Origin of the sequence: Actinoplanes sp. NPDC049598, from assembly GCF_040675435.1 — a bacterium.
Lineage (GTDB): Bacteria > Actinomycetota > Actinomycetes > Mycobacteriales > Micromonosporaceae > Actinoplanes.
Genome location: NZ_JBFAOX010000006.1, coordinates 178,101 through 190,577 on the forward strand (window position 1 = coordinate 178,101; position 12,477 = coordinate 190,577).

15 protein-coding genes and 1 tRNA gene are annotated in these 12,477 nt (G+C 71.0%); 6 read left to right on the forward strand and 10 right to left on the reverse strand.

All coding sequences use genetic code 11. The features are described 5' to 3' along the window. Positions 1–31: 31 nt before the first annotated feature. Positions 32–844, forward strand: coding sequence for a helix-turn-helix transcriptional regulator (locus tag AB0J66_RS16315; protein WP_364660562.1), 813 nt, complete (start codon positions 32–34; stop codon positions 842–844). Here the strand turns inward: AB0J66_RS16315 and AB0J66_RS16320 are convergent. The 4 genes from AB0J66_RS16320 to AB0J66_RS16335 are packed head-to-tail and all read right to left on the reverse strand — an operon-like array spanning position 834 to position 4,510. Continuing rightward, complete coding sequence (locus AB0J66_RS16320) at positions 834–1,880, reverse strand: acetylhydrolase (protein WP_364660565.1); 1,047 nt, start codon at positions 1,878–1,880, stop codon at positions 834–836. The genes AB0J66_RS16315 and AB0J66_RS16320 overlap by 11 nt on opposite strands. After that, complete coding sequence (locus tag AB0J66_RS16325; RefSeq protein WP_364660567.1) at positions 1,877–2,233, reverse strand: transcriptional regulator; 357 nt, start codon at positions 2,231–2,233, stop codon at positions 1,877–1,879. Before AB0J66_RS16325 ends, AB0J66_RS16320 begins: the two co-directional genes overlap by 4 nt. After that, a complete protein-coding gene (locus AB0J66_RS16330; protein WP_364660568.1) occupies positions 2,230–2,925 on the reverse strand; it encodes a hypothetical protein in 696 nt (231 codons plus the stop codon). Before AB0J66_RS16330 ends, AB0J66_RS16325 begins: the two co-directional genes overlap by 4 nt. 46 nt (positions 2,926–2,971) lie before the next feature. Continuing rightward, entirely contained in the window at positions 2,972–4,510 is a 1,539-nt protein-coding gene (locus tag AB0J66_RS16335; RefSeq protein ID WP_364660570.1) for a fibronectin type III domain-containing protein, read from the reverse strand. 96 nt (positions 4,511–4,606) lie between these two features. On the opposite strand from AB0J66_RS16335, the gene AB0J66_RS16340 reads away from it, so the two are divergent. Then, positions 4,607–5,467 (forward strand): hypothetical protein, encoded by an 861-nt coding sequence (locus tag AB0J66_RS16340; protein WP_364660573.1) that lies wholly within the window; start codon positions 4,607–4,609, stop codon positions 5,465–5,467. On the opposite strand, the gene AB0J66_RS16345 is transcribed toward AB0J66_RS16340, so the two are convergent. From AB0J66_RS16345 to AB0J66_RS16360, 4 genes are all read right to left on the reverse strand, one after another. Further along, positions 5,464–5,649 (reverse strand): DUF4236 domain-containing protein, encoded by a 186-nt coding sequence (locus AB0J66_RS16345; protein ID WP_364660576.1) that lies wholly within the window; start codon positions 5,647–5,649, stop codon positions 5,464–5,466. The genes AB0J66_RS16340 and AB0J66_RS16345 overlap by 4 nt on opposite strands. 105 nt (positions 5,650–5,754) lie before the next feature. Then, positions 5,755–6,210: an Rrf2 family transcriptional regulator gene (locus AB0J66_RS16350; RefSeq protein WP_203759403.1), complete on the reverse strand. Its 456-nt coding sequence runs from the start codon at positions 6,208–6,210 to the stop codon at positions 5,755–5,757. Between the two features lie 59 nt (positions 6,211–6,269). Then, on the reverse strand, positions 6,270–7,124 hold the full coding sequence (locus AB0J66_RS16355; RefSeq protein WP_364660580.1) for an AraC family transcriptional regulator: 855 nt from the start codon (positions 7,122–7,124) through the stop codon (positions 6,270–6,272). Between the two features lie 247 nt (positions 7,125–7,371). Next, positions 7,372–7,803: an SsgA family sporulation/cell division regulator gene (locus AB0J66_RS16360; RefSeq protein ID WP_020514863.1), complete on the reverse strand. Its 432-nt coding sequence runs from the start codon at positions 7,801–7,803 to the stop codon at positions 7,372–7,374. Between the two features lie 276 nt (positions 7,804–8,079). Here AB0J66_RS16360 and AB0J66_RS16365 point away from each other — a divergent pair, with 276 nt between their 5' ends. The 3 genes from AB0J66_RS16365 to AB0J66_RS16375 all read left to right on the forward strand — a co-directional run bounded on the left by AB0J66_RS16365 (position 8,080) and on the right by AB0J66_RS16375 (position 9,842). After that, entirely contained in the window at positions 8,080–8,481 is a 402-nt protein-coding gene (locus AB0J66_RS16365) for a TIGR02611 family protein (protein WP_364660583.1), read from the forward strand. Positions 8,482–8,532: 51 nt separating this feature from the next. Further along, positions 8,533–8,604 (forward strand) — tRNA-Val (locus AB0J66_RS16370). A gap of 455 nt (positions 8,605–9,059) precedes the next feature. Then, the gene (locus AB0J66_RS16375) at positions 9,060–9,842 is read left to right on the forward strand and encodes a hypothetical protein (RefSeq protein WP_364660585.1); all 783 of its coding nucleotides are present in this window, start codon (positions 9,060–9,062) and stop codon (positions 9,840–9,842) included. Between the two features lie 22 nt (positions 9,843–9,864). On the opposite strand, the gene AB0J66_RS16380 is transcribed toward AB0J66_RS16375, so the two are convergent. Together AB0J66_RS16380 and AB0J66_RS16385 are read right to left on the reverse strand one after the other, a co-directional pair. Further along, a complete protein-coding gene (locus AB0J66_RS16380) occupies positions 9,865–10,305 on the reverse strand; it encodes a hypothetical protein (RefSeq protein WP_364660588.1) in 441 nt (146 codons plus the stop codon). Between the two features lie 86 nt (positions 10,306–10,391). Beyond that, a complete protein-coding gene (locus AB0J66_RS16385; RefSeq protein ID WP_364660591.1) occupies positions 10,392–11,372 on the reverse strand; it encodes a hypothetical protein in 981 nt (326 codons plus the stop codon). 136 nt (positions 11,373–11,508) lie between these two features. On the opposite strand from AB0J66_RS16385, the gene AB0J66_RS16390 reads away from it, so the two are divergent. Next, the gene (locus AB0J66_RS16390; protein ID WP_364660594.1) at positions 11,509–12,462 is read left to right on the forward strand and encodes a serine hydrolase; all 954 of its coding nucleotides are present in this window, start codon (positions 11,509–11,511) and stop codon (positions 12,460–12,462) included. Positions 12,463–12,477: the final 15 nt, after the last annotated feature.

Sequence of the window (12,477 nt, forward strand, 5' to 3'; positions counted from 1 at the left end):
TAGCGCCAGGACCCCCTCTACCGTGGGAGTCATGGACAACGCCCTCGGGGACTTCCTGCGCGCGCGGCGGGAGCTGGTCACGCCGGCCGAGGTGAGTCTGCCGCCCGGCGTCGGCCCGCGCCGGGTGCCGGGGCTGCGCCGCGAGGAAGTGGCGATGCTCGCGGGCATCAGCGCCGAGTACTATCTGCGGCTCGAGCGGGGTCGCGACCGCAGCCCATCCGGGCAGGTGATCGAGGCGCTGGCCCGGGTGCTCCAGCTCGACGGGGAGGGCGCCGACTACCTGATGGCGCTCGCCCAGCCGCGGCTGCGGCGGCGGCCGGAGGGGCAGCCCGAGCAGGTGCCGCGCAGCATCGAGCTGCTGCTGGCCACGATCAACGTGCCTGCCCTGGTCTTCAACCGCTACAGCGACGTCCTGGCGGCCAACCCGCTGGCCCGCGAGCTGTCACCTGACATGCTCCCCGGTGTCAACCGGCTGCGCATGCTCTTCACCGACTCCGTGGCCCGCGACTACCACCCGGACTGGGAGCGGTACACGGCGGCCGCGGTGGCCCACCTGCGCGCCCAGGCCGGGGCCGGCACCCAGGACGAGCGGTTGCACGACCTGATCGATGAGCTGTCGCGCGAGAGCGAGCGGTTCCGGCAGCTCTGGGCGCGTCACGACGTGCGGATGGCCACTGGCGGCGAGTTCGTGATCCGGCATCCGCGGGTCGGCGACGTGACGCTGCTGATCGACAAGTTCGCGGTGATCGGCGCCGACGGGCTGGAGGCGCTGCTGCTGCACGCGGAGCCGGGCACCCCGTCGGCGGATGCCCTGGCCACGCTGGCCGCCCTGGTCAGCCGATGAACTCGACCTCGGTGAAGGCCGGGCTGGGTGCCTCCAGCAGGCGCTGCCGCCGGTTGCGCAGGTGCAGTTCAAAAAAGGCCAGAGGATACGCCTGTTGGATGCGTACCGCCTGAGCCGGGTCGAAGCCGCCGGCGTCGCCCGTCAGCTGGGGGATCAGCCAGTGGTGGTCGTTGAACGAGTCGTGGCTCGCGTCCTTGACGTGCAGCTGGCGCCGCCAGCCGTGCAGTAGCGGCCACATCTCGGCCACGCCGGACTCCTCGCCGCCGGGGACGTTCTCCGCGGTCATCAGCATGAAGGGCCGGTAGAGGTCCGTGACCGGCGGCTGGGACAGCATGGGGGCGTCGAGGCTGAGCCCGGCCCGGACGCGCCGGTCGCTGTTCATGAGCAGGGCGGCCGCGGTGCCGCCCTTCGACCAGCCGTACACGCCGATGCGGCTCGTGTCGAGGGCCGGGCCCAGGGCGACCGGCAGGCGGCGGCGACCGGCGGCGAGGTCCTCGATCCAGTCGACGACGAGGCGGAGATCGTGGGCGTGGTCCCAGGGCGTGGCCGAGATGTCGTCGGGCACGAGGACCCGGCCGTCGGGGAGCTGGCTGTACGAGTCGTGCGAATGATCCACGGTGACCACCACGTAGCCGTGGCTGGCCAGTTCCTGCACGATGACGGTGGTGTCGGAGCGGTGGCTGCCCGCGCCGTGCGAGTACAGGATCACGGGCCACCGCCCGGTCGCCGGAGCGCCCTCGTGGCCGACACTGAGCGGCGCCGCGACATCGGCGTCGAACCCGTTGTCCGCGAGCAAGGCCCGCATCGACGCGGCGGGCATCCACGGCGCCGGCGGGTGCCGGCGGATGTCCCGGGCCGGGTACCAGACGCTGACCATGAACTTGCGGTCCAGGAGCAGCGACATGGTGCCGATCCGGTGCGGCCCGGTCGGCCTCGGCAGAGTGAGCCGGGCCGGTGCGGCCAGGGCCGGTGCGGCCCAGGCGCCCGCCATTGGCACGGTCAGGGCGGCGGTGAGCAGGGTGCGGCGCGTGGTCATTGGTCCTCCCCGTTGTTCGTGGTCTCGACCCGGGCGATGAGCTGCTTGAGCCGCCCGATCTCGTCGGTCAGGGCCTTGGTTCCGCGGTCGGTGAGAGTGATCCACGTGCGGCCGCGCCGGCCCTCGTAGCCCTTCTCGACCTCGATCAGGCCCGCTTCTTCCAACACGCTCAGGTGCTTGGAAAGGTTGCCGGCGGTCAGTTCCAGCTGGGTGCGCAGGTAGCCGAACTCGACCCGGCGCGCCTCATGCGTGACGGTGAGGATGCCGAGGCGTACCCGCTGGTGGACCACCTCGTCCAGGCCGTTGGCCGGATGCGCGGCGTCCGGCTCCTCAGTGCCGGTCACGGCGGTCACCGCGGTCGCCGCTGAGCGGCCCGCCGGAAGCCCAGCGCGGCCAGCAGCAGGACGGCGCCGACGATGAGCTGCGGCAGCGCCATCCCGACCCGGATCCCGAAGTGCGGTGATCCGAAGCCGTCGGACATCGGCAGCACGAGCAGCACCAGGGCCAGATAGGCGAGGGTGAACAGCAGCAGCGCGCCGTTGCGCTCGAGCCAGGCCAGGACCAGCAGCGAGACGCCGATCATGCCCCAGGGCATGACCAGCCGGTCGAGCACGAACCACCAGTACGGCAGCGGGCCCTCGGGCACGGGGTGGTTCGAGAAGTACGTGGCCACGGCCACCCATGCGGCGGGGAACACGACGGTCGTGGCGGCGCCCGTGATGGCGTACGGCCAGACCCGCGCACCCAGCCCGCGTGCCCGCGCCGACCGCAAGTAGATGAAGGCGATGGCCGCATAGGCCAGGAGCGACGCGGCGGGCCAGTAGTAGAGCATGCCGCGGCGCGCGAACTCGCAGCTGCCGTCGGGGTGGCAGTCGACCTTCATGCCGAACCAGTCGACCGGGATCGCGGCCAGCGTCAGCGCGGCCAGCACCAGCAGGGCGGCCCAGGTCATTCTTTGATCGAGACGTACGCGGTGGGACAGAGCCCGCATCTCCGACAAAAGCCGCCGAGGATCGTCAGCCGCGGGCACCGAGTTGGCTGTCATGCCAACAGGTTTCCACAGCAAACCATTTGGCGCTAGTGGTTGACTCCTATCGTTTGGTGCAAGCCGGGGCCGACTTGGCGATGTGGCTGCTCGAATAGGCGACGGCGACGGTGAAGCAGTAGTTCAGGTTCTCGTTGAGGCCGTAGACGACGTAGTCGCCGCTGCCCGCCGGGAGCTGCTGGAACGGCTTCTGGGGCTGCCCGGCCCGGCCGCCCGAGACGAGGATCGGGCCCTCGGCGTCCTTGGGGTAGGTCCACTCGATGGCCACGCTGTCCCGGTGGTCGACCAGCTTGACGTTCTGCGGCGCCGTGGGGTCGACCGCGGCCGGCGGCGTGGTGGCCGGGGCTTTTGTCGGCGCTTCCGTAGGCGCTTTCGCAGTGGCCTGAGCCGTGGCTGGTGTCGTGGCCGGGGGCCCGGTCGCGCCGTCCGCGTCGGGCAGGGTCAGGGCGACCACGGCAACGGCGGCGGCGATGCCCGCGACCAGGACCGCGGCCAGGATGAAGGGCTGGCGGCGGCGCGGGGCCGGGGGCTGTTCGGTACGGACCGGCAGGCGGCGCTCGGTGTTCGGCGGCGTCTCGTAGGTGCTGGCCGGGGCCGAGCCGACCGGCTGCGGGCGACCGTCCGGGCCGTACTCGGGGGCGCGCTGGCCGGGCAGCGGCGGCGGCGTGTCGGCCCGGGCGTGCCGGCCGGTCAGGTCGCCCGGCGCCTGATGCACATCGGACAGGTAAAGCGGCTGCTGGTAGACCGTGCCGTTGGGGTCGGTGGGCCGGTTGTCGGGCGGATCCTCCGGTGTCTCGGAGACGGTGGGACGGCGCGGGAACGGCAGGGTCCGTACGCCCGGGGTGTCGACCGTGGTGACGCCGGGCGCCTCCGTCTCGGCCGGGCGGCACCGGTGTTTCGGCGACGGCGGCGCCGCGGCCAGCGCCGCCACCTGGCGGACCAGCGGATGGTCGGCCGGCAGGTAGCGGGCGCACAGCTCCTGCGCCTTGGCCAGGTGGTCGCGCGACTCGGCGTCGCGGCCGCAGTCACGTTCCATCGCGCCGAGCCGGGCCAGCATCTTGATGCCGGCCGGGGCCGCGTCGCCGTACAGGCGGCTGTGCCGGCGCCAGGCCGCGGAGAGCCGGCCCCGGGCGGCGCCGCAGTGGCCGGCGGCGTGCTCGGCCGTGGCGAGATCGGCCTCGGCCGCCAGCACCCGCTGCGTGTCGGGCCCGTCGATCTCGGTGAGATCGCCGACCAGCCGGCGGTAGACCTGGGCCGCCGGGCCGAACTCCCCGGTGCGCTGCAGGACGGCGGCGTGGGTGGCGGCGGCGGCGACCGTACGCTCGTGATGTGGCCCGTGCAGCCGCTCCTCGGCCGCGTGGGCGAACTCGGCCCAGACCCGGGCGCTCCGCACGTCGCCGAGCGCGATCAGGATGCGCGCGTGCAGGGCGGCCGCGAGAGCGAGATCGGGGCTGGCCTGGCGCGGGTCGGCCGCGGCGGCCGGATCGAGCACATTGGCCAGCACCCGCTGGGCGCCCACGAGATCGCCCGCCGACGTCAGGGTCTGGGCGCGATGGGTGAGCTCGGCTAGCGGAGGACGGGCCATATATCTCATAGTGCTCGCGTGAACACCGTAGGTACAAGTCAGCAAGCGCGAACACTCAGTCCGATCCACGCCGACCAGGCAGGATAGAAATCGGATATGTCCAACGCAGAGATCGCCACCGTCAAGCGTGAGCTCCTGGTCCGCCACCTGGAGGCCTGGGCGCCCGCGGCGCTGCACCGGGCCCGGCGGGTGGTCTACGCGCACGGCTACGCCGACGCCGACGGCGGTCTCGCGGTCGCGGCGGCGGCTCGGGTCCTGGCCGACCAGACCGGCTACGTACGCGGTCGCGAGCTGTCCATGGTGGCCACGGGGGCGGCGGATCTGTCCGGGCTGGCGTTCCCGGTGCATGCGGTGGCCGGTGACACGGATGGGATGCTGCCGGTCGCGCTCAAGGCGATCGGGGCCACCCGCGTACCGCTGCTGGGGTATTTGGATGGTGCTGCGGCAGGTGTCGCGCCGGCGCCGGCCACGGTGGCCGCGCTGACCGCCGGAAAGCCGGCGGAGGCCCTGCTGGTGCTGCCACCCGGGACCGACGCGGATCCCTATCGGGTCGGGTGGCCGCTGTTCACCCAGGTCGAGCTCGCGGTGTCGGACGAGCCGGGCGAGCTGCTGATCTTCGCGACGACGACCGGCAAGAGCCTCGAAGGGTTCAAGGAGGCGCTGTGGGCGGTCGACGAGTTCGCCGGGGTGCGTTACCGCGACCCCGGCGATCCGGACCGGCATCTGATCGACATCTCGCTGTCGCCGCACCCGGGGCCGTTGCGCCGGGAGCTGCTCGCTTTCCTGTCGCGTTCGACGTCGGCGACGGTGACCGAGCTGCGCACTTTCACGCTGACGTCCACCGTCTACCGGGCCGCCGACGCGACTCGCGTGCTGCACACCCTGATCGACTCGGGAGCGGTGTCCCGGTCACCTGAGCACGGGCGGCTCGGCGGCGACGTCGTGATCTCGCTTTAGGACCGGCTGCGGCTCTTGTCCTGCTTCCACGACAGCGGGCCGGGCAGGTCGACGCGGTGCGCGCGGGTGCGCGAGTTCCACGACCAGCGGCCGATCTTGAAGCTCCACGAGGAGAAGCCGTTCTCGGTGAAGTTCAGGATCAGCGGGCCGAACTTCTTGCGGCTCCGGAAGACGATGCCCATCGCTCTGTGTCCCTTTCGTGGGATGTCGGGGATGGGCGAACTTCTTCCCGGTTGGTCAAATCGGCAAACTTGGCTGTCTTTCACGCCGCCTTTACGGTGCCTTGATCATCTCGGTTGCCACGCGTCCGGGCGTGTCGTGAGCTTGCGGACGTGGGCCGGCATCCGGCCGCTGATCAGCTCGGCCAGGCTGACCTCGTCGACCACCTCGCGCACGGCGGCCCGGACAGCCACCCAGAGGTTGGGCAGATTTTCGGCGGCGCCCGTGTATTGGGTCTCCTCAGGACGGAGACCGCGGACACCGGCGAGCGGTCCATCGACGGCTCGCAAAATCTGGCCGATCATCACATCGCGTGGAGGCTGTGACAGTGTGTAGCCGCCCTCGGCGCCTCGCTGGGCGCGGACGACACCCGCGCGACGCAGGTCGGCCAGCACCGCCTCGAGGAACTTCCGGGGCATTTCCTGGTCTTGAGCGATGGCTTGGGCCGACATCAGTGCCGGGTAGGCCCGCGCCAAACTGAGGGCCGCCCGGACCGCGTAGTCGCCGCGCGCGGAGATCTGCACCCACCCATAATGCCTCGTCGGCGCCAGCGACTCGCACATACCCCACGGATATGTGGGAATTACCCTCCGTCAGGGGGCAATCGCTGAGCGGGAATGGCCTGCCGGGGTCCGTTAGCGGCGTCCGAACGGAACTGGCCGGGGCTCAGGCCGACCTCGCGATGGAAGAACCGGCCGAAGTTCGTCGGCTCGGCGAAACCCAGGTGACGGCCCACTTCGGCCACGGAGAGCGAGGTGCAGGCGAGCAGCCGCCGCGCCTCCAGCGACACCCGGTCGTCCACGACCTGCTTGGCGGTACGCCCCGTGACGGCCAGGCAGGCCCGAGTCAGCGTACGGACCGAGCAGCCCAGCTCCTCGGCGTAGTCCTCGACCCGCCGGCTGTGCGGATGGCCCGCCTCGAGCATCGAGCGGAACCGGGTGTACGTACGGCTCTCCGGCCCGGCCGTGTCGGCCCCGCCGAGCAGCGCGATGCGCAGCAGCAGCACCCGCAGCTGATGGCGCAGCAGCTCACCCGCGAGCGGGCCCTGCCGGTGCCGGTCGCAATCGACCGCGAGTTGCGCGAACTCGTTGATCACCGCGTCCTCGTCCTCGCCGCGCAGCTGCCAGCGGCCGGCCGGCGGCGGCTCCTGATCGCCGGCCAGATCGGGCGTGAAGGTGACGGCCGAGGCGGTCAGGCCGTTGCGGCCCACCCGCAGCGCCTGGCCGGGCCGGACCCAGAGCAGCGTGCCCGGCCGGCAGTTGTGCGCGAAGAAGTCGACCTCGACCGCGCCGTGGCCGGCCGTGACCAGCAACAGCACGTGGAACGGAAGCCGATCGGGGGCCCGCGAGCCGGTGGCGTCGAGCGCGCAGGTGCCGACGCCCGCCCAGCCGGGCGGTCGGAAACTGGTCGCGGTATCCCGCGTGGCTGCAAGGGACATCGCGCCGACGGTAACCGGCGATGACCAGCAACGCATCCCTGCTCGGGCCAGTGTTTTCCAAGGTCGGGGAGTTATTCGCCCGCGGGCACGGAAATGTCCGTTTCTTGACCCGGATTCCGCTATTTGTCCGGTTGTTGATTTTGCGCCGTAAAAGAGCGACCCGCGCGGACCGGCAGTGTCCGCGCGGGTCGCTTCTTGCTTTCTCCGCTATCTACCGGCCTTGTTCACTATCGACCGGCTTTGTTCGCTATCGACCGGCCAGCAGCCGGTTGACCGCCGCGTCGACGTCCAGGTGCTCCGATTCCCGGCCCCGCGGCACCACGACATAGGTGCGGCGGAGGAAACGGACAAGGACACTACGAGGCACTTCGAACAGGGCATTGCCGTCGGGCGACGACAGCGCCAGGGCGACGAAATCCCCCCGGGGGGTGGCCCACGGCCACACCCGGACGTCGCCGATACCCGCGGGCTCATCGAGCCCGGTCACGAGCAGTTCCCGCGCAAAGGACCAGCTCACGGCTTCCCCACCGGCTGATTCTGCGTGGAACAACACGTGGACCGCATACGGGTCGGCTGGGTCGTACCGCAGACTGGCGCGCACGGGCAGTGCCGTGGCGTCAGGCGCTACGAGCCGCAGCGAGGTCTCGACCTCGACGGTCGTTGGACGAATGGTACTCATGGACGAACTCCCCCCGGCACCGCTGCGAGGCTGGTGAACCCCGCGTTTCCCATACTCAGGTGATCCCTGTCGTTACGCTCCGCCATACGCTGATCTCACCCAGTAGTGGGAAGACGGTTCCGAAAACCCTTTGGTACAAGACGAAAAGCGATATCTTGTCCTGTTCTGCCCAAGTACTCGGTTCCGCCCGGCGTCGGGTGGTCCAGCAGTTGACTTACTCCGGTAACGTCCATTCCTCCCGGGTAGTGACGGGGACCCGGAACACTGGGGGATGAAATGACTACGAAACCCGACGAAGATCAGTCCCCGCTCGGTGTGCTGGACAAGATCCGCGCAAACCCGACCGGCCGGCTGGCCCTCAAGATCTCGGTAGCGACCCTCGGCGCCATCGTCGTCGCCGTCGGCATCGTGCTGATCCCGTTCCCCGGCCCCGGCTGGGCGATCGTGATCCTCGGCCTGGCCATCTGGGCCATCGAGTTCGCGTGGGCCAGAAAACTGCTCGAGTTCACCAGACGGCACGTCCAGAGCTGGACCCACTGGATAGCCCGCCAGTCCTGGCCCGTGAAAATCGTCGTCGGCCTGGTCAGCTTCGCCTTCGTCTGCGCGATCGTGTACTTCTCGGTCAAGCTCAGCCTCGGCATCGACCTGATCGAAGAGGGCCGGAAGATCCTGGACTGACCCCTGATTCGCAACGCGGGGCCGGCGTCTAGTACAGTCAGTCTCCGTTGAGGGCGATTAGCTCAGCGGGAGAGCGCTCCGTTCACACCGGAGAGGTCACTGGTTCGATCCCAGTATCGCCCACGAGATGCAGGGGCCGTGTGTCCGCGGAAAGCGCGGACTGCGGCCTCTCGTCATGTCTGCTCAGGGGGCCGAGCCCCCTGAAGCCCCGCGGTGCGGTGGGTGCTGTGAGCGCGGTGGGTGCGCTGGCTGGGGACTGAGCAATGCCGCGGTCGGGCGGGTGTCGTCTACGAGCAATCGCCGCGAACGGGGGAACCTGAAGACCGGGCCGGGTTCGCCGTCGAAGGGCAGAAGCGGACGCGGGCCCGAGCGCATTACGCGGAACTGCTGACCGGCGCCGAGGCGAGTGAGGCCTTGAGCGCTGGCGGAGGCCGCTCGGCGCGGGCGACCTGAACCACGGCCAGCGCAGCCAGGGAAGACGGCGATGCAAATCGGTGGCACCGGCTGCTCCGGGATGCTCATCATGTGCGCGACGAAGCCGCCGGCGCATCGCCGCGTTCATCGCCTAGGGAGCACCTGTGTCGAAGAGCTACAAGGCGCCGTTCGAGATGAAGGCGATGCTCCGGCTGGAGCGCGGTACGGCGAACGCCGCCGACACTGTGCGCCGATACGCTCCGCTCGCCGATGAGATGGGCGCCGACGGGATCGACGTCGACGTGGAACGCGCGGACCTGCTGCTGTCCGGCTCCCTCGTCAACGTGAACGAGGAACGCGCCATGCATGCCATGGCCTACCGGCTGTTGCAGCGCTTCGGCTGGCGCGAGCAGGACTTCAAATACCTGCGGAACGTCCGCTACGCCGAAACCCTCACACCCCCGCCCGGACCGCCGGCCGTCCACCTGCGGATCCAGCGAGGCGACCAGGAATTGGGCTGGGAGGGCGCGACCCACGGCACCGGCCTCACCCCCGACCGCGCCCTGGAGATCGAACCGGCCGAGGCGGATGTCGTCGCCCGGCTCTTCGTCGCCGTCCCGGGGGCGACGTTCGTCGAGACCGTGCAGGCGCTGGAGCCATGGCTGGCCCGGGTCCAGTCCGCCGCGGTCGGCCTGGACCCGGGCCGCGCCGCCCTGTCGTACCTCGCCCGCGCCGACCTGCCGACCGAAGCCGAGAAACTCGGGCTCGGCCCCGTTGCGACCGGCCGCATCGAGGCAGACGCCGACCACGTCATCGAGACCGCGACCGCTACCGCTACCGACGGCACGACCCTGTGGATGCGCCGCGGTGCCGACCCGGTGTCCCGGTACTGGCCGGGCATCATCGAGATCCGCGAGATGACGATCGACGATTCCTACCCGGAGTAGGCCGCCGAGGGCGGGCAGGGGGTCAGCGGTCTGCCGGCGGGCGGTACAGGTCGCAGGACCGGCCGCGCTGGGCCTGGGTGAGGGTCCACCCGGTGCAGAGGCGGACGGGTGGGTTGACGCCGCGGAACAGGTAGGACGCCTGGATGCGGAAGTCGGTGCGGCCGCGGCCGCACTGGTGGGCGTACGTCTGCCATTCGAGGCCGTCGGCGGGGCCGCTGCGGGCGACCTGGAGCACGGCGCAGCGGAGCCAGTGCCGCCCGGACAGGGTGCCGGTGATGCGGATGGGCGGCACCGGCTGTTCCGGGATGCTCATCATGTGCGCGTAGGTGCCGTGGCTGACGAAGCCGCCGGCGCCCAGCCGGAACGTCGTGGGATCGGCGGCTGCGGCGGGAGTCGGGACGGCGACCAGGGCGACACCGGCGGCGGTGAGAGCGCCGAGCGCCCGGAGGAAGTAGGACCGCATTGTCTGCTCCTTGGGAGGAAGACGCGTTGCGGCCCGGTTGGACCGCCAAGAACCAAACGCCCCGAGGGGCTTCCGGGTCTCGGCGGTCAGGCCCGGCCGTCCTCGACGCGTTCCTCGCCGCGGCGGCGGAGCAGCTTGAGGCCGGGAAGGCCGGCGATGGCGAGGTGCAGGTCCTCGGTGACCTCGAGGAGCTTGTGCAGGTCGGGGCCGACCTGGTCGAGCTTGTTGAGCAGGGGCATGACGTCGTCGACGAGGTGGGCGCGCAGGGCGGGCAGGGTGTCGATCATGCGGATGGCCGCGGTGACCTCCTCCTGCGAGAACTCGTCGACGAAGCGGCGCAGCAGCGGGGCGCCCTTGCGCAGGGCGGGCGAGAACTCGTCGAGCAGCTGGGTGGCCTCACCGGCGGCCGTCTGGGCCTGGTCGACGACGGCCGAGGCACGGTCGCTGATGCCGTTCGCCTTGCCGACCAGCGAGCCGGCGGCGTCGGCCGTCTCGGAGGCGCGTCGCACCAGGGCGCCCGCGTCGTCGGCCGTCCCCGAGGCCTTTCGGACCAGGGAGCCGGCCTCGTCGGCGGTGCCGCCCGCCTTGTCGATGAGGGCGCCGGCGGCGTCGGCGGTGATGGCGGCGCGTTCGACGAGCAGGCCGGCCGCGTCGGCGGTCAGGGCGGCCCGGTTGACCAGGGCGTCGGCCTCGCCGGCGGTGACGGCGGCCCGCTTGACCAGGGTGCCGGCCTCCCCCGCGGTGACCGCGGCGCCCTCGACCAGGACGCCCGCGGCGGACGCGATGAGCTCGGCGCCCTCGATCGTGCGGCCCGCGGCGGCGGCGATGACCTGGGCTTCGGCCACCGTCTCCTCGGCCGAGTCGACGATCGTGGTGACCCGCTGGATGAGGCCCTCGGCCTGGTCGGCGATCACGGTCACACGGCTGACCAGGAGCTCCGCTTGACCGAGCAACCCCACCACCCGTACCGGCACGGTCGCGGCAGCCGCCGCGGTCTCCACCACCTGGCCGACGGCGGCGCGGGTGAGGTCGGCGAGGGCGGCGGGCGACAGGAACGGGAGGCGCATTCATCCATCATGCGTCAACCGCACACGTCACGCTTTGTGACCGACGGCGCGCCATAGGTGGAAACTCCCTGTCAACTTCTTATGTGCCGGGGGTCAGATCGCCCATGATGCGAGCGGACACGGCACTATGGCAGGCGTGCGACGTACGCGAAACTGGATCTTGGCCGTGGCGGCAGTGGGGGTCCTGGGAGGTGCGGGATTGGTCGGCGCGGGGATGATGGACGACGACGGCGGCAAGACCCAGGCGGTGGCCGGCACCTTCGAGGACGCGGCGACCCCGGCCGCCCGACCGGTGACGCCCGCCCCGGCCACGACGACCGCGGCGCCCACGCCCACCGGCCCCAGCGCGGCCGAGCTGGCCGCCGCCCAGCGGACCAAGCAGGTCAAGGCCCTGGACGCGGCGCTGAAGAAGTACGCGGCGTCGGCCCCCGAGTTCTCGGTGGCGGTGCTCGACCGCAAGACCGGCCAGAAATACTCGTTCCGCGGCACCGAGAAGTACGAGACGGCCAGCGTGGTCAAGGTCCAGGTGCTGGCCTGCCTGCTGCTCACCGCCCAGGACAACGGCCGCGATCTCACCTCGACCGAGCTGGCCCTGGCCAAGCGCATGATCCGGCTGAGCGACAACGACGCCACCACCTCGCTGTTCAGCAAGCTGGGCCGGGCGTCCGCGGTCGGCGCCTGCAACAAGCGGCTCGGCCTGACCCAGACCAAGGTGAGCAGCTCCTGGGGCCTGACCCGGACGACCGTCGACGACCAGGTGCGGCTGCTCAGCGAGCTGGTCGACACCAAGGGCCCGCTCGACGCCGACTCCCGCAAACTGGCCTACACCCTGATGAGCACCGTCGACACCAGCCAGGACTGGGGCGTGCCGGCCGCGGCCAGAACCGGCGAGAAGTTCACGGTCAAGAACGGCTGGCTGGCCCGCTCGACCGAGGGCTACCGCTGGATCATCAACACCGTCGGCCGGGTCACCGGCGGCGACACGGACGTCTCGATCGCCGTGCTCTCCCACGACAACGCCACCATGAGCAGCGGCATCACGGTCGTGGAGAAGGTCGCCAGGATGACCCGCCAATACCTCAAGTACTGACGGGCCGTCCCTTCG

Coding starts and splice junctions, on each gene's coding strand:
- AB0J66_RS16315 (WP_364660562.1), top strand. CDS start 32: ATGGACAACGCCCTCGGGGACTTCCTGCGCGCGCGGCGGGAGCTGGTC.
- AB0J66_RS16320 (WP_364660565.1), bottom strand. CDS start 1,880: ATGACCACGCGCCGCACCCTGCTCACCGCCGCCCTGACCGTGCCAATG.
- AB0J66_RS16330 (WP_364660568.1), bottom strand. CDS start 2,925: ATGACAGCCAACTCGGTGCCCGCGGCTGACGATCCTCGGCGGCTTTTG.
- AB0J66_RS16335 (WP_364660570.1), bottom strand. CDS start 4,510: ATGGCCCGTCCTCCGCTAGCCGAGCTCACCCATCGCGCCCAGACCCTG.
- AB0J66_RS16340 (WP_364660573.1), top strand. CDS start 4,607: ATGTCCAACGCAGAGATCGCCACCGTCAAGCGTGAGCTCCTGGTCCGC.
- AB0J66_RS16345 (WP_364660576.1), bottom strand. CDS start 5,649: ATGGGCATCGTCTTCCGGAGCCGCAAGAAGTTCGGCCCGCTGATCCTG.
- AB0J66_RS16355 (WP_364660580.1), bottom strand. CDS start 7,124: ATGTCCCTTGCAGCCACGCGGGATACCGCGACCAGTTTCCGACCGCCC.
- AB0J66_RS16360 (WP_020514863.1), bottom strand. CDS start 7,803: ATGAGTACCATTCGTCCAACGACCGTCGAGGTCGAGACCTCGCTGCGG.
- AB0J66_RS16365 (WP_364660583.1), top strand. CDS start 8,080: ATGACTACGAAACCCGACGAAGATCAGTCCCCGCTCGGTGTGCTGGAC.
- AB0J66_RS16380 (WP_364660588.1), bottom strand. CDS start 10,305: ATGCGGTCCTACTTCCTCCGGGCGCTCGGCGCTCTCACCGCCGCCGGT.
- AB0J66_RS16385 (WP_364660591.1), bottom strand. CDS start 11,372: ATGCGCCTCCCGTTCCTGTCGCCCGCCGCCCTCGCCGACCTCACCCGC.